Annotated in this window: 16 protein-coding genes and 2 pseudogenes; 10 read left to right on the top strand and 8 right to left on the bottom strand. The window is 43.9% G+C overall.

The genetic code is table 11. The features are described from left to right. Window positions 1–18 precede the first annotated feature (18 nt). Window positions 19–432 (top strand): NUDIX hydrolase, encoded by a 414-nt coding sequence (locus MKS89_RS19120; protein ID WP_072955660.1) that lies wholly within the window; start codon window positions 19–21, stop codon window positions 430–432. 103 nt (window positions 433–535) lie between these two features. Here MKS89_RS19120 and MKS89_RS19115 read toward each other — a convergent pair whose 3' ends face one another. Beyond that, window positions 536–1009 carry a peroxiredoxin gene (locus MKS89_RS19115; RefSeq protein ID WP_021018698.1) on the bottom strand — a complete coding sequence of 158 codons (474 nt, stop codon included), beginning with the start codon at window positions 1007–1009 and terminating at the stop codon, window positions 536–538. 212 nt (window positions 1010–1221) lie between these two features. After that, a complete protein-coding gene (locus MKS89_RS19110) occupies window positions 1222–1539 on the bottom strand; it encodes a DUF496 family protein (protein ID WP_021018699.1) in 318 nt (105 codons plus the stop codon). Between the two features lie 463 nt (window positions 1540–2002). Here MKS89_RS19110 and MKS89_RS19105 point away from each other — a divergent pair, with 463 nt between their 5' ends. The 5 genes and pseudogenes from MKS89_RS19105 (at window position 2003) to MKS89_RS19085 (ending at window position 7955) form a co-directional block, all read left to right on the top strand. Further along, window positions 2003–2656 (top strand): YceH family protein, encoded by a 654-nt coding sequence (locus MKS89_RS19105; protein WP_072955664.1) that lies wholly within the window; start codon window positions 2003–2005, stop codon window positions 2654–2656. A gap of 6 nt (window positions 2657–2662) precedes the next feature. Beyond that, complete coding sequence (locus MKS89_RS19100; RefSeq protein WP_072955665.1) at window positions 2663–2962, top strand: GIY-YIG nuclease family protein; 300 nt, start codon at window positions 2663–2665, stop codon at window positions 2960–2962. Window positions 2963–3028: 66 nt separating this feature from the next. Beyond that, a complete protein-coding gene (locus MKS89_RS19095; protein ID WP_072955667.1) occupies window positions 3029–4174 on the top strand; it encodes a conjugal transfer protein TraF in 1146 nt (381 codons plus the stop codon). Window positions 4175–4250: 76 nt separating this feature from the next. Continuing rightward, window positions 4251–5332, top strand: a pseudogene (locus MKS89_RS19090) (autoinducer 2-binding periplasmic protein LuxP). A gap of 40 nt (window positions 5333–5372) precedes the next feature. After that, the gene (locus MKS89_RS19085) at window positions 5373–7955 is read left to right on the top strand and encodes a LuxQ periplasmic sensor domain-containing protein (protein ID WP_072955669.1); all 2583 of its coding nucleotides are present in this window, start codon (window positions 5373–5375) and stop codon (window positions 7953–7955) included. Window positions 7956–8046: 91 nt separating this feature from the next. Here the strand turns inward: MKS89_RS19085 and MKS89_RS19080 are convergent, their stop codons facing one another. Next, entirely contained in the window at window positions 8047–8574 is a 528-nt protein-coding gene (locus MKS89_RS19080) for a hypothetical protein (RefSeq protein WP_072955670.1), read from the bottom strand. Window positions 8575–8750: 176 nt separating this feature from the next. Here MKS89_RS19080 and MKS89_RS19075 point away from each other — a divergent pair, with 176 nt between their 5' ends. Beyond that, on the top strand, window positions 8751–10226 hold the full coding sequence (locus tag MKS89_RS19075; protein ID WP_072955672.1) for a cobyric acid synthase: 1476 nt from the start codon (window positions 8751–8753) through the stop codon (window positions 10224–10226). 68 nt (window positions 10227–10294) lie between these two features. Here the strand turns inward: MKS89_RS19075 and MKS89_RS19070 are convergent, their stop codons facing one another. From MKS89_RS19070 to yccS, 3 genes are all read right to left on the bottom strand, one after another. Continuing rightward, window positions 10295–10627 carry a hypothetical protein gene (locus tag MKS89_RS19070; protein ID WP_072955674.1) on the bottom strand — a complete coding sequence of 111 codons (333 nt, stop codon included), beginning with the start codon at window positions 10625–10627 and terminating at the stop codon, window positions 10295–10297. A 104-nt stretch (window positions 10628–10731) separates the two neighbouring features. Continuing rightward, on the bottom strand, window positions 10732–10944 hold the full coding sequence (locus MKS89_RS19065) for a hypothetical protein (protein ID WP_072955677.1): 213 nt from the start codon (window positions 10942–10944) through the stop codon (window positions 10732–10734). 247 nt (window positions 10945–11191) lie between these two features. After that, entirely contained in the window at window positions 11192–13354 is a 2163-nt protein-coding gene (gene yccS, locus MKS89_RS19060) for a YccS family putative transporter (RefSeq protein WP_072955680.1), read from the bottom strand. Window positions 13355–13726: 372 nt separating this feature from the next. On the opposite strand from yccS, the gene helD reads away from it, so the two are divergent. Continuing rightward, window positions 13727–15793: a DNA helicase IV gene (gene helD / locus MKS89_RS19055; protein ID WP_072955683.1), complete on the top strand. Its 2067-nt coding sequence runs from the start codon at window positions 13727–13729 to the stop codon at window positions 15791–15793. Window positions 15794–15805: 12 nt separating this feature from the next. Here helD and MKS89_RS19050 read toward each other — a convergent pair whose 3' ends face one another. Next, complete coding sequence (locus tag MKS89_RS19050) at window positions 15806–16267, bottom strand: methylglyoxal synthase (protein ID WP_072955686.1); 462 nt, start codon at window positions 16265–16267, stop codon at window positions 15806–15808. Window positions 16268–16734: 467 nt separating this feature from the next. Between MKS89_RS19050 and tnpA the strand changes: the two are divergent. Continuing rightward, a pseudogene (tnpA, locus tag MKS89_RS19045) lies at window positions 16735–17196 on the top strand (IS200/IS605 family transposase). 127 nt (window positions 17197–17323) lie between these two features. Here the strand turns inward: tnpA and glgC are convergent. Then, window positions 17324–18544: a glucose-1-phosphate adenylyltransferase gene (glgC, locus tag MKS89_RS19040; RefSeq protein ID WP_072962066.1), complete on the bottom strand. Its 1221-nt coding sequence runs from the start codon at window positions 18542–18544 to the stop codon at window positions 17324–17326. Window positions 18545–18862: 318 nt separating this feature from the next. On the opposite strand from glgC, the gene MKS89_RS19035 reads away from it, so the two are divergent. Beyond that, on the top strand, window positions 18863–19528 hold the full coding sequence (locus tag MKS89_RS19035; RefSeq protein WP_072962063.1) for an SH3 domain-containing protein: 666 nt from the start codon (window positions 18863–18865) through the stop codon (window positions 19526–19528). Window positions 19529–19814: the final 286 nt, after the last annotated feature.

Raw genomic sequence — 19814 nt, 5'->3', positions numbered from 1 at the left:
CGGAGGAAGGATAAGATGATGAAAGTACATGAATGTGTGTCTTTTTTATTGGTTGATGATACTCAAGTCCTGCTGGAAAAGCGTTCGAAAGATAAAACGTGTGATCCTGATATTGTCGCGATTCCCGGTGGTCATATTGAATCGGGTGAGTCGCAAAAAGAAGCGCTGCTGCGTGAAATTCAGGAAGAACTCGGTGTCATCCCGAAAAACTATCATTATCTCTGTTCGCTCTATCATCCGACAACAGAGATACAACTGTTGCACTATTATGTCGTTAGTTTTTGGGATGGCGGCATCTCGTCTTTCGAAGCCGAGGAAGTCTTTTGGTGTGATTTGTCTGAAGCGCATGTTGACACGTTGGCAGACAAGGTGGCCTTATCCGAATACCATCGTTTAAAAGGCAGCCCGATATTACCGAATTTAACGGCGTGAATGGCGTGGTTTACAGAGTGACAGTTGCTCTTAGTGCATCAAAAACAAAGCATTAAAAAACGGAAACCTCGGTTTCCGTTTTTTTGATCGTTGCTAATGCGATTTATAGACTGGCAAGGATCGTTTCAGCGTTGCTGACTTCAAATGATTTCGGGGGCTCAACGTTGAGCTGCTTGACCACACCATCTTCAATGATCATGGCATAACGTTGCGAGCGAACGCCACCGAATTGCTCGGTATCCATTTCCAGACCGAGCGCTTTGGTGAAACTGGCATCGCCGTCAGCCAGCATCATAATTTCTGAAGCATTCTGCGCTTCACCCCATGCTTTCATCACAAATGCATCATTGACGGAAACACACGCGATAATATCAATGCCTTTCGCTTTTAATTGGTCGGCCAGCACAACATAGCCGGGCAAATGGGCTTCTGAGCAGGTCGGTGTGAATGCACCGGGAACGGCAAATAAAACCGCTTTCTTACCGGCAAACAGTTCTTGGACCTGATGATTGACCATGCCATCTGCTGTCAGTTGACTTAACGTTGCTTCAGGGAGCTTCTGACCTTGTTCGATCATGATGTTTTCCTTTTATTGGTATGAGGGCTTCTGTTGAGTCTAGCCTGAAATCAGATCAATAAAAACATAAAAATATTAGGGGATTATGACGAAAGGACGGTGTTTTCCAAGATGACCGGCGAGTGTTGCTATGTTGCAAAGAACAATATGGCTGCGTAAAAAAACCCACATGGCTGTGGGTTTTATCTGAATCCATGACAATACTGCGGGGATTACTTTTTACCCTGCGTCTGGAGTTTATCTTGTTCGGTTAACTCTTTAATGCGACGACTCATTTCTCGGCGCTCTTTGGAGATTTCCGCACTCTTGATGATGTGATCATCAACCCGATCTTCATAGTCTGCTTTCATGTTTTTCACGATGGCAATAAACTCATCGTGTGTCATTTCAGGTTTGATGTAATCTAGCAGGTTCTCAAGCAGGTCAACACGTTTACGGTTATCCCGAACTTTTTTCTCGTTATCGATCAACTCCCGTTTTAGTTTGTTTTTACGGCGTGCTAGCGAGACAATTTCAAATACGCTGCTCATCGGTTCCTTTCCTATTGTCTTATTAAATGGTCTATCAGAATTAAATCATATCCATCGCCTTGGGAACAGCCCTGAGATCAATCAAAAGCAGCTTTGTCTGCTGAATTTTCTAGCGATTAGCATGTGAGTCGGCTGGAAATGTGATTCCTCGTTTGAACATGATTTATTTTCTGAGTCAGTCACTATATGATAATGACACTCCTATTATCACTCATCAGAAGTCATGTCATTATCATCAGAGATTATTGTTCCTATTTTTGAGGAACCGTTCGAAAACCCATGTCAGGATAAACTCAGAACTGGCTATATCACAGCAAGAAAATCGTGTAGTTTCACGGACATCGAATTACATCGTTCGCACATTTTCATGCTGGATGAGCATGGTCGTATTGTTAAATGTAGTTTTGTTGTCGAACATTAAATGATGTTAAATATTGTGTTATAGAGCATGAAGGAAATCATGATGAAGTATGAACTTAGTACGCATGAAGCACGAATTATCGGCAGTTTAATTGAAAAATCGATTACCACACCGGATTACTATCCACTGAGCCTCAATAGTTTGGTTACCGCCTGCAATCAGAAGAGCAACCGAGAGCCGGTGATGAATTTATCTGAATCTCAAGTGCTTGAAACCGTAGAAGGTTTAATCTCTCGTCGGTTGGTCAGTGATGAAAGCGGCTTTAACAGCCGGACCAGCAAATACCAACATCGCTTTTGCAATACGGAGTTCGGAGATTTGCAACTGACAGAGCAAGAGCTGGGAATCATTTGCTGCTTGTTGCTACGTGGCCCGCAAACCCCGGGAGAATTACGAACCCGAACCAATCGTCTCTGTGTTTTGCCGGACATGAAGATAACGGAACAGGTTCTGGAAACGCTGATTGAAAGAGAATTAGTGGCTCGGTTAGCGCGGGAGCCGGGCAAAAGAGAAATTCGCTATCGTCAGACATTTACACCTTATGATGCCAGTGAAGATATTGCAGCAGAATCGGCAGTGGAAGCTTCGGGACAATCAGAACGATTTGATGCCCTCGAACAAGAAGTTGAGACATTAAAGCAGGAAGTTCAGTGGTTACGCGCACAAGTCGATGAGCTCCTTTCTTCTCATGAATAAGATTTGATGACTGACGAACAGACCTCTGAGTGGTGGATCTATTTGATTAGAACGCCCCAAAATGCGCTTTACTGCGGTATAACAACCGATATTACACGACGCTTTCAGCAGCACCAGTGTGGTCGGGGAGCAAAGGCATTACGGGGCAAATCTCCTCTGACGCTGGTCTGGAGCCATCCGGTCGGCACACATCGTGACGCGTTGCGCATGGAAGCGAAGGTCAAACGTTTTTCCAAAACCCACAAAGAAAAAATAGTGCTCAAAAATTTATTACCGTCGCAAATTTTTGATCATAAAGATGCATAACTATCTGTAGAGCGTTCATTTTGTACTAATCTTAGATCGATCACTTATGAGATAAGGTGGGTATTCATGAAGCATTATCGATTGATGGTAGTGGTATGCTCTTTTGTGGCTCCGGTTGAAGCTGCATCATGGGTTGCAGATGCGAGAGGTAATGGTATGGGGAATACCGGTGTGACGACCGCGGATTTTCTGTTAGCACCTTTTTATAACCCTGCGTTAACTGCAGTGTACCGTGATCATGATGATTTCGGATTATTGCTCCCTTCCGTAAACCTGAATGTCCGAGACGAAGATGATACCATCTCAATTGTCGATGATTTGCAAGATGAAATCGATCGGTATGAAGCTAGCGGTGGTAGTGTTGATTCTGCAACTATTGCCCAAATGAATCGTTATTTGGATGAGCTTTCTGATAATGCCCCATTAAGTGTATCAGGTGGTATCGGTGTTGCCATGGCTATTCCTCATCAAACGCTTGCTATGAATGTTTATGCCCGAGGGTATGTTGAATTGTTTGCCGAGCCGAAGATTGCGGCAAATACGGGTAACTCTGCCGCGGCTGTCCAGAGTCGTTATGAAGCATCCAGTGTTGATTTATTGGCTTTTGGATATACCGAACTCGGTGTGGCTTTTGCAAAGAAGTATGAATTTTTACAGCAGCAATTTTCTTTCGGCATTACACCTAAATATCAGTGGATGAGAACATATAGACAGATCGCATCAGTGAAAGATTTTGATTGGGATGATTACGATAAAAGTGAAGTCAACAAAAATGCATTGAACTTGGATATCGGTGCAGTTTGGCTCAAAGATGTCTACCGGGTTGGTATCAGTGTAAAAGACTTGTTCAATCATTCAATTGAGACCTTTGATGGTCAGAATCATTATCAATTGGACACGCAAGTGACGGTGTCGGCTGGCTATGTCGGAGAGTTCTTGAGTGTAGCCGTTGATGTTGATATGACCAAGCAAGAACGATTCACCGGTAAAAATGATGACACTCAGTTTGTCCGGTTTGGTATTGAAGGGAATGCCTGGGGTTGGGGGCAGCTAAGGGCCGGATATGAAATTGACACAGAGAATACAGTGGATGATGCCATTACCTTCGGTTTGGGAATCAGCCCCGGAGATGCGGTGAGCCTTGATATTGCCGGCAGTTATGCCGGAGAACATCAGTTGGGTGGCTCGGCAAATCTCGCCTTTACTTTTTGATTCATCACAGAGCGCGTCATACGAGCGCTCTTTCTTTTGTTTCTATTGAACATATTCAATTAATGAGAAGACGATAATGAGACTTTTTGGCGTTATTTTAACCACCTGCTTTCTTGTTTATCATTCAGCAGCGTATGCGTTAAGTGGCTATTGGCATTACAACGAATTTCTTGATTTAAATCCTGAACAAAAGCAACTGACGATCTCTTTGGCAAATTCGGTCCGGCTTGAGCCACAGCCATTACAGGCGACTCAGACACGCCCAGTAAAAATATCCGTGATCTATCCCGGCCAACAGGTATCAGATTATTGGAGCCGTAACATTCGGGCCTTTGAATTACGCTTGAATGAGCTGGATATCAAGTATGAAATACATCAAGTGTTTACGCGGCCGAATATGGATGTTCGTCAACAAAGTCTGTCTTTGATGGAGGCATTAAAGAATAAATCCGACTATTTGATTTTTACGCTCGATACCACCAGACACAGAAAATTTATTGAACATGTGTTAAGAGGCCGAGAAACCAAACTGATCTTACAGAATATAACGACACCGGTGAAAAACTGGGCCCATCAACAACCTTGGATGTATATCGGCTTTGACCATGAAATTGGAACCGGTATGTTGGTGGATTATTTTAAGAAAACATTGCCCTCCCATTCACCTTATTCCGTGCTGTATTTTTCACAAGGTTATGTGAGTGAAGCCCGAGGGGATACCTTTATTCAAGCGATGACTGAATACCCGCTCGTATCATCGTTTTATACTCAGGCCAATCAGGAAAGTGCTTATAAAATTACACTTGAGAATCTGAAAGAGCACCCGGAGATTAAATTGTTGTATGCCTGTTCAACCGATGTCGCCCTCGGTGCAGTTAAAGCCTTGAAAGAACTCGGCAGAGAAGATGTGCTCATCAATGGTTGGGGTGGCGGTTCTGCTGAGTTGGAGGCTATACAGCATCATGATTTGGATGTCACGGTGATGCGAATGAACGATGATACTGGTGTTGCCATGGCGAAGCCATTAAGTGGGATCTTGAAGGGAAAAAAGTACCAACGGTTTATTCCGGGGACTTTGAGGTCGTTTCCAGTGCGGATACACCCGAGCGAGTTGAAGCGTTGAAACAACGTGCATTCCGGTATTCTGATCGACACTGATCTGATCGGAAATGATAGATAAAGAAAGAGATCATGCTTTATGAATGTCAGGCCGAGCCCTATTCAGCAGAAACAAAAGATAGCGACCTATTTTACTCGGGCGATTACAATTATTATTGTCATTCTGACCTTTAGTGTCCTGTTTCAGAACTATCAGATCAGTAGTCAGTTGATCGCTCAGGAAGTGCAGCGAACGGCAAATCAGACCTCGGGATTAGTGCAGGGTATGGTTAACTTCCGTCTTTCTTTACTCAAAATCCATCAAGATGGTAGTGCGAAAAATGCTGATTTATTACATGCGGTAAGTTCTGGGAAATCGCAATATATTGATCAATATTTTCGTTCCGTTGACCAGCTTGACCCGGATAATACCCCGGACGTTCGTTTTATTGCCGGGTTGAATGATATGCTGTGGGATGATGGGAATGCCCAGTTCTATGGCATAGTGTCGAATGAATTGGAATCTGTTTCACACCGGATTGCAGTGAACAGTGAATGGATGTTGGTGAAAATACCGTCTTTGCTGGAAACCGTTTATGCTTTGGCAAGAAGAACGCCGCTGGTAAGTAATTCTGGTGAACTGAACGGTTACTTATACGTCATGTTTGTGATTAATAATAATTACAATCTTATCGAACAAATTCGCTCCCGCAGCAATTCGCAGAACTTGATTTTGGCGATCGGGTCCAATGTGCTTTCGACGACTCTCAACGGAGAAGAGTCATACTCAGAGCAGGATGTGCTTACTCATCCCCAACATTCTGATCGACTTGAGTCTTATACGGTCAACACGACCGAGCTCAATGTCGATGGTAATCCGACACAACTGATAATGTATGCAGTTCAGGATAATCAGAACGTGGTTAAACTGAAGCGCAACTTTTATTATGGTGTCGTGTTTATTCTCGTGGCGACAGCATTGTTCTCTTTCATCTTGTGGCGATGGTTACATAAGCGCATTCGTGCTGAGATTGAAAAATTGGTGCAGTTTAGTCGCTCAATTGTGGATCGTGGGACCGAGCATGTTTTTCATGGCTCAAAGATTGAGGAATTTGACCTATTCGGGCGAGCACTTGAACATACCTTTAAGCGTTTATCTGAACAAGAAAAGCAATTTGAGAATTTGTTCAATTTCTCTATTGCACCAACCATTTTATGGGGCGCGGATGGCCGTTTACTCCGGATGAATCCAGCCGCGGTGAAACAGTTTTCAAAAGAGAATCAGGTTGCGACGTTCTATGAACTGAAAGAACGATTAATCCCGAGCATCAAGAAGGCGTCCAGTGGTGAGACGCTGAACGAAGTCGCGACTGAGTTTGAAGATCAAACATTCCGCTGGACGATTTCGCCGATAGTCACCGAAGGCCGGGTTGAGTCGGTTCTGACTCAAGGGCAAGATGTTACGACTATCGCTGAAGCTGAAAAGCAAAGCCATTTGGCGCGCAGTGAAGCAGAGAGAGCTGCTGGTGCCAGAGCCGATTTTCTGGCTCGGATGAGTCATGAGGTCAGAACACCCTTAAATGGGATTTTGGGCGTGTCACAACTATTGAAAGAAAGTGTGACGGATGATAAGCAGCGTGAACAGGTTGGCGTACTCTGTTTGTGTAGCGAACATCTGCTTGCGGTTTTGAATGATATTCTTGATTTCTCCAAAATTGAGCAAAATAAGTTCAAACTGAATCCGGTTCATTTCCACTTGATCGAGACGGTTCGAGTCATCGAGCGGATCTATCAGCCGTTATGTCAGGAAAAGGAACTTGAACTCGACGTTATGACCAATATTCAGGAAGATACCGTCGTAGTAGTTGATCAAATCCGCTTGAATCAAATCATCTTTAATCTATTGAATAACGCGATTAAATTTACCCGTGAAGGTGAGATCTGTGTCCTGCTCAATTTAAACCATTCAGAAGGCGGGGCAATGTTTCACGTCTCCATCTCTGATACCGGTATTGGCATTGGACATGATGACCTTTCGTTGATTTTTGAACCCTTTATTCAAGGTGGTACGACATCGAATCGCGAATTTGGTGGGAGTGGTTTAGGGCTATCGATTGTGAAAAATTTAGTGGAACTCATGGGGGGAGACGTATCGGTTTCATCACAGGTCGGTAAAGGAAGCTGCTTCGAGTTCACGATCCCGATTGAAGTTGAGCTATACCATGCTAAGAAAGAGAAAGAAGCGATTGAGCTGGATCCGTCCGGCCAGTTATTCGAGCAATCTCCTCATGTACTATTAGTCGAAGATAATAAGACCAATGCCTATATCGCGAAGGCATTCTGTGATCGTTTTGGTCTGCGGGTGACATGGGTTGAAGATGGAACGACTGCCGTTGAAACAGTTAAAAAAATGGGCTTTGATCTAATTTTGATGGATAACCAGTTGCCGGGGATGGATGGGGTTGAAGTCACCGATTTTGTGAAACATCAACTCAAGCTCGATACACCCATTTATGCGTGTACTGCGGATGATACTGAAAAAACGAAAAATGATTTCTTACATGCAGGAGCCGAGTACATTCTGGTTAAACCCATTCGGGAAGAGAACTTATATAAAGCGCTGGTTCATTTCAGAGATAGCCACTGGGTACCACTGACGTCGAGCGTGCTTCAATCACATTAATTACGGGGTTATTTGTGGTTTATGTATCGTTATCGTTGATGAGATTCCTTAACCGGTTTCCAGAGTAAGAAACCGGTCAACGGTGATTAAATTAATATTCGTAGCGAACCCCAAGGACAGTTCTCGGCCCCCAAAGTCCATTGTTGTCAAACCCCATATTGAGCGAGAGTTGATCAGTTGAGTGGAAACGCGCACCGAAGCTGACGACAGAATGTTCATCAAGCTTACCCAGTTTGCCATAAACTTCAAGTTTATCACCGAGCCATAACCGAGCACCGATATTAATTTCTCCCAGAGTATCGGACTTACCACCTTCATCTTCCGGGTATTTGATTTGATGTAACAGGATGGCACCGAACGCATCAGCAAACTGCGTCAGTGGCCCGTTAAAGCCAATCCCTCCCGCAAGATCCCAATCGTTATCCATTTGGGTGTCGGCATGAGCGAGCACATGAAAGTTGTCCACAACACTCATGCTGAATTCAGAACCAATAGATTCAGGCCCGCCACCGACTCGGACTTCAAGATAGTTGTAATTGAAATTTGCAGCATGGGCTGCCAGCGGCGCAAGGATAAAAGCAAGGCCTGTAATGGTTAGATTGAAAGCCTGTCTTAGCATAAAATGTCCTATTGGTTTCATTCCCTTTGTATATAGAGAAGTATAATATATTGATTTTTAATTTAAACGATTAAGACAGATATTCAAGTGTTACCTATCAACTGGTTATGATTCTTTGAGTAAATTCCAAAATTCTGATAGTGGCAGTTGCTTATTTCTGGTGGAGTGACTCGATTATGAAATCTTCCTTAAATGCCCTGATGGTTCAGGGGACCACCTCTGATGCAGGGAAAAGTGTCCTCGTTGCCGGGCTGTGTCGGGTGCTTTATCGTCGGGGGATTCGGGTCTCACCTTTTAAACCCCAGAATATGGCATTGAATAGTGCTGTGACATCTGATGGGGGAGAAATCGGTCGTGCTCAGGCGGTTCAGGCTTTCGCGGCAGGGATTGAACCTTCGGTGCATATGAATCCGGTATTGCTCAAACCGAATTCCGATACGGGAGCACAGATTATTCTGCAAGGCAAAGCCGTCACCAATATGGCAGCGGATTGTTACCATGATTATAAGAAGACCGCACTGCATGTGGTGATGGATTCGTTTCAACACCTGAGTGAAAGATACGACAGTATCATGATTGAAGGGGCTGGTAGTCCTGCCGAAATTAATTTGCGAGAAAATGATATCGCCAATATGGGGTTTGCTGAGGCGGCTGACGTACCGGTAATTATTGTCGCAGACATTGATCGTGGCGGTGTTTTTGCGCATTTGTATGGCACACTGGCATTGCTTTCTGAGTCTGAGCGAGCGCGAGTCGTTGGTTTTGTCATCAACCGGTTTCGCGGCGATATTGGTTTACTTCAGTCAGGACTTGACTGGTTGGAGCAGAAAACCCAGAAACCAGTGATTGGCGTACTGCCTTATTTACATGGATTGGATATTGAGGCTGAAGATGCGATTGTTGCCACCGAAGTCCGTGAAGGCGATGAGAAGCTGAAAGTGGTGGTGCCGGTATTCTCTCGTATCAGTAACCATACTGATTTTGATACTTTGCGCCATCACCCGGAAATTTCGTTTCGTTATGTCAGGAAAGGAGAAAGACTCCGTCATGCGGATCTGATCATCCTTCCCGGCAGTAAATCAACCCGTGCTGATCTTGCATTTTTGAGAGCACAAGGGTGGAATAAAGATATCATGCAGCATCTGCGCTATGGCGGTAAAGTCATCGGAATTTGTGGTGGATACCAAATGCTTGGTCGGACGGTGAGTGATCCATTGGGAATTGAAGGGGAACCGGGTGTGAGTCAGGGGCTTGGGTTACTGGATATCGATACTGAATTGGTGGCGCAAAAACACCTGACGAACGTGCAAGGCTCACTCAATCTTGCGGGGAATCATGTCCGGGTACGAGGATATGAAATTCACGCCGGACATTCACAGCGGCGGAATGGCAATTGTGATCGGCCCGTGATTCAGCTACAGGACGGTCGGGAAGATGGTTTGGTGGATGATGCGAATCAGGTGCTTGGGACTTATCTACATGGTATTTTTGATCAGACGGAAGTGATGCAATGTTTATGTCAATGGGCCGGTAGCGGAGAGCTCCAAACACTTGATCACGAACAACGGAAAGAAGATGCCCTCAACCGGGTTGCTGATGCAATTGAAGCGCATCTTGATCTGGCATTGCTATGGCCGGAATTAGCGGAATAAGTGACTATTTCGTTCGGCCACTATTTGATGGATATGAATGCTATATGTATGACGATTCAGCGTCGTAATCAGACTTGAATATCGAGTAAAGAACCGATCATATCCTGTTCACGCTGAATCACATTTGCACCCGCTCGGTTATATTGTGTTGCCTGATTGAGTTTTATTAAGGCGTCAACCTGAGTTTGATCCGGGTCTTTGTCGGCAGTTTCTTTTTGTTGGCGAATCGTATTTTGCTGGGGAGCTGCTGCGAGTGACGGGTCGACTGCACGGGGTTCTTGCTGCATTTGTTCATCGGAGCGATGATGCGCCGCACGGTTCAGATCACGACTTGCCTCATTGGTCATTTGAGTCGCATGATCGATCATTTGATAACCGGACTGAAGTGCAGATATAGACATAAAAACTCCCTTGGTCGTGTTCATATTATAGCCAAAATATGACTCAGGTACATTTTTTTCTTGATCGCTATAAGTGCACGTAAATTGATGCATAACGGATAGCCCTAAAACAGGCTGGAGAGCACATCCAACTCTTCGTGAGTCAGCAGCGGCGAACTTTCCGGAGATAAGTTTGCATCGATTTCGTTCTGAAGGCTGCGTAATTGTGCTGGCGTCAACTGTTTGAGCTGCGATTTTAATGATTCAAACTGGCAGTCTGACAGGCTGGGTTCGAATACTGGGAAATTATGGTGACTATGACTGAGTTGTGTCCGCATCGTTATACTCCATTTCTCCATCACTGATGATTAAGTCAGGCCACGATGTTGTGATTTTGTATGTTTTCTGTACGGCCCAGTTTTAGAGTCTAAGTATTTCGATGGATTTTTTGTCCGTGTAATGTCAGATAAAAGCAAGAATGTAGCGTGGCGTCGTCTGTTTTTGCAATAAAATATCAGTTTTGTTTATTTTATATCCATTCATATATATTTTATCAATTAATGGTGTTTCGGTCTTGCCTCAGTATTATTCCTGCTCGACGTTGCCAGCCAGTTTATTGGTCAATGAGTGTAATTCAGGAAGAATCCGGTGAATCAAATGCAGTTGTTGTAACACCAAACGGACCGAGCCTTTATCTTCCTCACGCCATTCTGCCAGTTGCTTTTCTAATCCCGTGTCTTCTATCTTCTGACTGATATCAGTGTTGTTTTGGTGATTTTCCAACTGCTCGTGGAGTTGTTGCAGATGTTGGTGGATGACACGGTGCCCGTTAAGAACCAAATGGAGAAACGATTCGTCTCCCAATTGTGTTCGGTGTGCACCGATGGTTGAAATATAACTGAGCAATGCGTGATTTAAGGTCAAAAAGCGGAAACTGTCTTCTTCGGCTTTTCTGTATTTACCTGGTTCAGACAGCATATTATTGATTGCCGTGGTGAGCGCGGCATCCTGATCATGCGCTGCTCTTCTCGCGATACGGTAACTCAGGCTATCTTTTTTGCCGATACGGTATTGAACCATCATCTGATCGAGATAATTTTTATTACTTCGAATAGCTTCGGCCATGACTCGGTGAAGCCTTTTCGCGTGCCAATCCGGCAGAATAAAAGAGACCGCAAGCACGGCAAGGCCACATCCAATGAGGGTATCGAGTAAACGCGGCAGTACGACTGCATATCCCGCGCCCATCTGATTGAAACAAAACAGTACCAAGACAGTGATAAATCCGGTGGCGTAGCCGTAATTATTGTTGCGGAATGCAAAAAACATCACGCCGGAAATAACAATCATGGTGACTTGGCTTGCCTGTGAGGGAAACAAAGAGAGCAGTAATACACCGATAAATAGCCCGGAAATGGTGCCGATAACGCGGAGCGTAATTCTTTGTCGGGTCGAAGAAAAATTGGGCTGACAGACAAACAGTGTCGTGAGGAGTATCCAGTATCCCAGTTCCAGATCGAGCGTTTGCAAAATGGCATATCCGATTGTGAATGTCACAGACATGCGAATGGCATGACGAAACAACAGTGAATCGCGGTTCATGTTATTCCAGACACGCTGCCACATACTTCTCAAACCATAAGGATTGGTATCGGAAAGTTGGCTTTCATCAAACTGGTGACTTTCGGGATGACTAATATTACAGAGCAGCTTTTCGATGGTTGACAAGTTGTTAAAAAGATAATTGAGTTGGGCAAATAATGATTTCCACTCAGGATGGGAATGCGTGTGTAAGTACTGCATTGAGAGATGCAGTTCATCCAGAGCCATCGTGGATGCGTTCGGGTGTTGATATTCTCGGTTTTCTTTGATGCTTGTTGCGACTTCCCGACATGCCTGGGCTTGCGTTTCTAACAGATGTTGGAAACGGAAAAGAATATCACTGCGCCCGAAATGTTCCGCGAGTTCTTGATATCGATAGTGGGTTGAACTGATACGCTCATGAATATCCTGCGCAAGAAAATAAGTGTTCAAGAAATGATGACTGGTGGTATGAATCTGACCTTTCTTGCTATAGGAAAGTAACGTCGCCTTACATTGATTCAATGCTGTCACAATCAGTGCGTTGAAATTGGCTTCACGGATCCGATAGGGTTGAATCTGCATCTGTGAGACAGGATGGAATCGTTCGCTTTTCAGCGCAAAGTAATCAGCCAGATTGAAAAAGACGGCGGAGAGATTCTGTTGTACCGGACGGTTAGGGAACAGGAGTAGCCATACGATTGAGAGCAGGAAATACCACAGCGCGCCAGCAAGCAGTAACGTCGGTTGAAACCAGAATCCGGGATTTTGGTGTTCACCAATCATGGTATATACGGCTATCAGCAATGAGCCGAATGCAATACTGGCATAACGAGAGCTGATCGCGCCGAGCATGATGAAACCAAATGTGGAAATAGATAAGCCGATCGCGAATAAAATGGGGTGATAAAATAGAATCTCAATCGAAAATGTCGCAATTGCAAAACAGATGAGTGCCAGACCGATGGTTTTGAGTCTACCAATAATGCTGTCATCTTGTTCTGTCAGCGCTGCGGCAATAATCCCCAGAATCAGCGGTGTGATCCAAGTAGACAGTTGATAATGCCAAGTTGGCCCCACCACGCCTAATAGTGCAATTAAAATTAAGACAGAATAATGGAACGTTTTATTCGCCCAATAACCACGAACCCGACTGAGGAATTTCACAGGATTTCAACCATTTCATTCATGTTGTACCACTACTGTGGATTGTATCAGAACTGCATTGTAACGTATTGAACTTTTGTCCGTCTTTTCAGTAAGAAATATGAAAAATATGGCGTAATTCTCAATCGGGAAATGACAAAACGCTGACGTATCAAACTGTGTGGTTGTGATATTTGTTGCGTCTGTGAATGTCAGTCAAACCATGATGTTGATATGATGCCTCAGAATCGTTGAGATAATTGACTATTTTATATATAAATAGACCCTCGTGACCTATGGGCAGGATTTAGACTGCACTGAGGGCATACTTCAGATATTCTTACGCGTGTAACCCGATTTATACGTTGAAATTTAAGTCAATGAGCATAACTGATGCAGCTGAAAGCCAGTAATACTGCGAAATATTTTATGAATGATGAGTTTTACGCCGTCGCAATTGATGGCGATAAACTCATCGTCCGTTCTCGTGTTGCAGAAGAAAGAATTCCATTTGCAGTCTGGGATGGTTCAGTCCGTGTCCGGCGCGGAATTGTGTGGGGTGAACTTGAGTTTTTTGCCCATGTACATGATGGCCAACGTTACAGTTGGCTCATTCGTGGATTACCTTGGCCCCAGAGCCGAAAGTTTGCTAACCAAGCTGTTACTGCCTATCGTCAATGGCACCAATCGCAGTGTGCTCAGTTGGCTACTTACTTACCGGCTTGGCAGCAGGCGTTGAGTCAACATCAGAATGAACCTGCTTTTCTTGCTCATTCCAAGATCAGAGAATGGCACCGTCAGGTGAGTCGTGATTTGACAACATTGGGGATGTCTCTCGATGAGATTGAGCAGCGGGTCCCCGGGCTGATTTCAGAGATTGCGGCCTGGTACCATCAACCTTCCGTGATGTTGTCACAGCGTAACGAAACATGGATTGAGGCAGAGCGTGAGCGCTGGGATACGTTATTTAACACACTGGAATCCTCACCTTTAAATCCATCGCAGCAGTCCGCCGTGCTTTTGAATGATGATTACAATCTGGTGCTCGCTGGTGCCGGTTCGGGAAAAACCAGCGTGCTTTCTGCCCGGGTTGCTTATTTGATTGAAAGTGGGTTGGCAAAGGCCGATCAAATCCTACTGCTTTCATTCGGTAAAGATGCTGCATTGGAGATGGAACAACGATTGAAAGATCGGGTGGGGCCGGCAGCGCAGCATGTTACAGTGAATACATTTCATCAGCTTGGATTACGGATTATTCATGAGGTGGAAGGGCAAAACGTGCAGCTATCCCCGATCGTCGGCGAAGCGAAGCTCAAAGAAGCCTGGATGACCGATTGGCTCAAAAAACACTGGATGACACCGACAAACTTTAAACGGTGGCAAAAACACCTAAATCAATGGCCGATTGCTTATATCAAAGGGGATGAAGAGCTGGGGAGTCATGTCGAGAACCCCAAATTGATTTCTTGGTTGACTCAGCAAGTCGAACAACTGTCGCTGTTGGGATCCAGTAAAAAAGAGATTCAGCAAAAAATCGTCGAGCGAGAAGATTATCCACGTCTGAACAGTGAACTGGCATTATGCTGGCCATGTTATCAGGCATGGAATGAGATGCTTAAGACCCAGGGACAACTGGATTTCAATTTGATGATCAGTCGAGCGACCACCTATGTCAGAAAGAAAAAGTATCAATCCCGTTGGTCGTTCATCATGGTTGATGAATATCAGGATATTTCGCCGCCGCGTCTTGCGTTATTGGAGGCGCTCTGCAAACAACATCAATCAAGCGGGAATCTCTTTGCCGTCGGCGATGACTGGCAATCAATTTACCAGTTTGCCGGTTCCGATGTTGATTTAACGACGGGCTTCAAGCAGCGCTTTCCTGCATCGACAGTGACACATCTCGATACTACTTATCGGTTTAATAACCGACTGGCTGAGGTGGCAAATGCTTTTGTACAGGCTAATCCACAGCAGATACCGAAATCACTCAATAGTCTGAAAATACAGAAGAGCAATGCGGTGGCATTATTGCCCCAATCACGAATTGAAAAGGTGATTGAGCAACTGAATCGCAAGAATTCAGCCAAAAATGAAGTCAAATCACTATTAATTCTTGGCCGAAATCACTATCACAAACCGGAATTATTGGCCGCGTGGCAGAAGCAATACCATCAGCTTGATATTCAGTTCATGACCTGTCATGCCAGTAAGGGCAAAGAAGCCGATTTTGTGATCATTGTGAATGTGGATGAAGGGCAGTTTCCGACTAAAACGAAAACTTTGCATTTAGATGATGTATTAACGTTATCAAATGAAACTTTCCCGAATGCAGAAGAACGTCGGTTATTTTATGTTGCGATGACCCGAGCAAGAGAAAAAGTCTGGGTTGCCTACAATGCAGTCGGTTCCACCTTCGTCAAAGAGCTTCTTGAGGGGCCATACGCGGTTTCTAAATGATTATTCAGCCGTTTATATTATTTTTCGGGCCTCGATATAGGACTGATAGTCAGGGATCTCGATATCGGTACTCTGTGCTATCAACGCGGATGAAAAAATGAAATTGGCCGTGGCGCGATTGAGTGCCATCGGAATATTCCAGACACTGGCAATTCGCAGGAGTGCTTTTACGTCTGGATCATGCGGTACCGCGTTGAGCGGATCCCAGAAAAATATTAAAACATCGATCTTACATTCAGAAATTAAAGCACCAATCTGCTGATCTCCACCCATTGGACCACTAATCATTTGAATAATGTCGAGGCCTGTCTCTTGATGCAAAAGGTGACCGGTTGTTCCCGTCGCGTAAAGCGTATGATTGGCGAGTTGCGCTTGGTTTTGTTTGGTCCATGCGAGTAGGTCAGCCTTGCGGTGATCGTGCGCTACAAGGGCAATATGTTTCTTTTCCGATAATCTGCGTTGAATCGTTTGCATTAATTTTGCTCCATGATCATGGATGACTCTCGTCGAAGGTCTGTCTTGAAGTCATCAAGTTAGATCATTTATATACGAAATATTCTATATAAATCAATTATTTTTATTGATAATTGAGGTTCGATTTATCTCTTTTAAGAAAACTGAATGAAACCAGTACATTGTAAAAGGGGAATAGAATACGTAGGGTTTTTACTGTTTTTCCCTGAGCAAAGGTGTCTCATACTCATACACATTGCTCCGTACTCTCTTTAAGGTCACCCCTGATAATATTCCCTTTAAGAGCGTACATTTAACCGTATTTCAATAAGAAATACGGTTTTTTGTATAGAGAAAACCCCCAGCTAGGCTGGGGGTTCCGTAAAGCTTACAGCTATAAGTCAGTTATATAACCCCTTTCAATTTGATAAAAACGTCTTGTGGTCTGGCAACTACAAGAGTTAATTAAGAATTGAAAGGGGGTCCCAATGGGGGACGAAAAGAGCTTAGCGCACACGCGCTGGAACTGTAAATACCACATAGTCTTTGCACCGAAATATAGAAGGCAAGTGTTCTACGGAGAAAAACGTAGAGCAATAGGTGAAATATTGAGGAAACTATGTGAATGGAAAAATGTGAACATTCTTGAAGCGGAATGTTGCGCGGATCATATCCACATGCTTTTAGAAATACCGCCCAAAATGAGTGTTTCAGGGTTTATGGGGTATTTGAAAGGTAAAAGTAGCTTAATGCTTTATGAACGATTCGGGGATTTGAAGTTTAAATATAGAAATCGAGAATTTTGGTGCCGAGGTTATTATGTAGATACGGTAGGTAAGAATACGAGCAAGATACAAAATTACATCAAGCACTAACTAGAGCAGGATAAAATGGGAGAGCAATTGTCGATCCCGTATTCAGGTAGCCCGTTTACGGGCCGCAGGAATTAGTCATATGCAAATGTCAGATCACTACGCGCCTGCTAGGGCGCAGCCAGTAGGAGAGCCTTATAGGCGCATATGAAAAACCACCGGCTATGCCGGTGGATACTTTTTTATGCTTGGGAAGGAGGCGGGGTTAATTGGTGAAGTGATAGCTTTCCGGCACGACAACGATGCCCTTTTCTGATATATGGAAGCGTTTTTTGTCCTGAACGGAATCAACCCCGATTTGCGTGTAAGGGGGAATACGAACATGCTTATCAATGATGCAATTGACCAACTGGCATCCTTCTCCGACTTCGACATCATCGAAAAGAATGCTATCGACAATGGTGGCACTGTCATCAATCCGTACATTGGAAGAAATAATCGAATGCTGGACTGACCCACCTGAATTGACAACCCCGTTCGCGATCATGGAATTAATAAAGATACCTTCATTTCCGGTTGCTGATGAAACGGTTCGAGCCGGTGGCAACTGAGGTTCATAGGTGCGGATGGACCAATCTTTCTGGTAAATGTTCATCGGTGGGAGCGGCTCCAGCAAATCCATGTTGGCTTCGTAATAGGAGTCGAGCGTACCGACATCTCGCCAGTAGCAATCTTTGGCGACTCGCCCTTTGTCACCATAGAAGTTATAAGCGAATACTGCGTTGGTTTTAATTAGCTCGGGAATGACATCTTTCCCAAAATCATGACTCGAATGCTCTCGTTCAGAATCATCAACCAGTGCTTCCTGCAGGACATCCATATTGAAAATATAGACGCCCATCGACACGAGACTACGTTCTGGTTGCGTGATCATTGCCGGTGGGTCGAGTGGTTTTTCAATGAACCCTGTAATTCTTGCGCAGTCATCGGTACAGACAACCCCGAATCCACTTGCCTCGTTCCGCGGAACATCCATACAAGCAATCGTGAGTTTTGCCTGATTGGCAATATGCTCTTCTAACATTGCAGCATAGTCCATCTTGTAAATATGGTCTCCGGATAGAACAATGACATATTTCGCGTCGCTTCTCGAAAGCAGCCACAGGTTATGAAAAATAGCGTCGGCAGTCCCTTCATACCACTTGCCGCCTTTTCTCATCTGAGGTGGGACGGCGGTTATATACTCCCCCAGTTCTGGGTTAAAGACAGACCATCCATCCCGGAGATGTTTCTGCAGAGAGTGAGATTTATACTGGGTTAATACTAAAATTCGCCTCAAGCCGGAATGCAGGCAGTTGGTCAGGGTAAAATCAATGATGCGGTATTTCCCCCCAAAAGGAACAGCCGGTTTTGCCCGGTGATCCGTTAATGGAGAAAGACGTGAGCCGATTCCACCAGCAAGCACAACTGTAAGTGTTTCTTGCATCTTTATTATCTCCCTATATATGTGCAATTCACTTCAAATGTAGTGAGCAGTACAAGTTTCAAGCCAACAAGTAAGTGCTTCTATGCGCAGTGATTCAGAGGCATTGCTGCTTACTGATGATATATATTGGTGCATAGAACTATCCTGAATGGGCGATTTTGGTGCGACTCGTTTTGGTGCAACTCACAACATAAAGGCATGTAGTTTTTACCCCCGTTTTTATACGCTACAATCGATGCGGATGATTTGATGCAGGTTAGTGTTAAGTGAATCATGCCGTTGCCGATAACAATGTAGATACAAAGAGGCTCTGATTATATGAAAAAAGTATTGATGATTTTGATCTTATTGCTGGGCATCGGTGGTGCTGGTGCTGGGTACTATCTGTTTTATATGAAGCCGGAACAAGATGTAGCCGCGCAAAGCCCGGCAAAGAAGAAAAAACCAGTATTGGCGAACGCTTCGACAGAGCAACCTAATGAAATGGCTGAAGTAAAAGTCAATACGCATTTTTACGTGAATGAGCATAAATTGGCGATCAGAAATGCCCCCGATCCAGAATCATTCCCTGTACGATATCTGTACAAAGGGGATCCGATCACTGTGTTGGAGCAAAAGCAAGGTTGGGGACGGATTTCCAGATATTTTGTCTATCAGCAAGGCGGTCCGGAAATCGCAGAATGGGTGGCGATGGATCAGTTAAGTGAGCAGGCTCCTGTCATTTCTAAGGAAGAAAAAGAAGAAATTCTGATGAGTTATATTAACAAATCAGACGATTTATCGATTTATAAAGAAAAATTTATACAGATCACCGAGCAGTTAATTCATGAAAAAATGTGTTCACCGGAGGATTTTGACGAATTAAAAGGTTGGGTTCGTTCTGTTCGTTACCAAGAACGACATGTCTATTTTATTTATTGTGGTGGTTTGAAATCAATCGATAAAATTTATTTCGACGCAGATAGTGGGGAAATATTTTATTAGTAAATGAAATATTAAATAAATATTGAGTTATATTTTATTTATATCGATATGAATAATTCCATACAGAATAAAAAATCACAAATTAATTTCTATTTGTGATGATTTTATTTCATTGGTTATTTATTTTATTCCATGCTTAACCCATTGATTGTGCTGTACATCCTCGTAAATCCCCTAAAAATAACTTCATTTAATATTTATAAAAAACAATGACTTATACTTTATTGTTAAATTAATACAATAAAATTTAAGTTTTTTGTGACATTCATCATTGTTGGAAAATTTA

Origin of the sequence: Vibrio gazogenes (assembly GCF_023920225.1) — a bacterium.
GTDB classification, from domain to species: domain Bacteria; phylum Pseudomonadota; class Gammaproteobacteria; order Enterobacterales; family Vibrionaceae; genus Vibrio; species Vibrio gazogenes.
Note: the sequence above shows the minus strand (reverse complement) of the source record. Positions and strands in the feature narration are given on the sequence as shown.

Excerpts from the sequence above, each read along its gene's own strand:
- MKS89_RS19120 (WP_072955660.1), top strand. The coding sequence starts at position 19 with ATGAAAGTACATGAATGTGTGTCTTTTTTATTGGTTGATGATACTCAA.
- MKS89_RS19115 (WP_021018698.1), bottom strand. The coding sequence starts at position 1,009 with ATGATCGAACAAGGTCAGAAGCTCCCTGAAGCAACGTTAAGTCAACTG.
- MKS89_RS19110 (WP_021018699.1), bottom strand. The coding sequence starts at position 1,539 with ATGAGCAGCGTATTTGAAATTGTCTCGCTAGCACGCCGTAAAAACAAA.
- MKS89_RS19105 (WP_072955664.1), top strand. The coding sequence starts at position 2,003 with ATGAAGTATGAACTTAGTACGCATGAAGCACGAATTATCGGCAGTTTA.
- MKS89_RS19100 (WP_072955665.1), top strand. The coding sequence starts at position 2,663 with ATGACTGACGAACAGACCTCTGAGTGGTGGATCTATTTGATTAGAACG.
- MKS89_RS19095 (WP_072955667.1), top strand. The coding sequence starts at position 3,029 with ATGAAGCATTATCGATTGATGGTAGTGGTATGCTCTTTTGTGGCTCCG.
- MKS89_RS19085 (WP_072955669.1), top strand. The coding sequence starts at position 5,373 with ATGAATGTCAGGCCGAGCCCTATTCAGCAGAAACAAAAGATAGCGACC.
- MKS89_RS19080 (WP_072955670.1), bottom strand. The coding sequence starts at position 8,574 with ATGCTAAGACAGGCTTTCAATCTAACCATTACAGGCCTTGCTTTTATC.
- MKS89_RS19075 (WP_072955672.1), top strand. The coding sequence starts at position 8,751 with ATGAAATCTTCCTTAAATGCCCTGATGGTTCAGGGGACCACCTCTGAT.
- MKS89_RS19070 (WP_072955674.1), bottom strand. The coding sequence starts at position 10,627 with ATGTCTATATCTGCACTTCAGTCCGGTTATCAAATGATCGATCATGCG.
- MKS89_RS19065 (WP_072955677.1), bottom strand. The coding sequence starts at position 10,944 with ATGCGGACACAACTCAGTCATAGTCACCATAATTTCCCAGTATTCGAA.
- helD (WP_072955683.1), top strand. The coding sequence starts at position 13,727 with ATGCAGCTGAAAGCCAGTAATACTGCGAAATATTTTATGAATGATGAG.
- MKS89_RS19050 (WP_072955686.1), bottom strand. The coding sequence starts at position 16,267 with ATGCAAACGATTCAACGCAGATTATCGGAAAAGAAACATATTGCCCTT.
- glgC (WP_072962066.1), bottom strand. The coding sequence starts at position 18,544 with ATGCAAGAAACACTTACAGTTGTGCTTGCTGGTGGAATCGGCTCACGT.
- MKS89_RS19035 (WP_072962063.1), top strand. The coding sequence starts at position 18,863 with ATGAAAAAAGTATTGATGATTTTGATCTTATTGCTGGGCATCGGTGGT.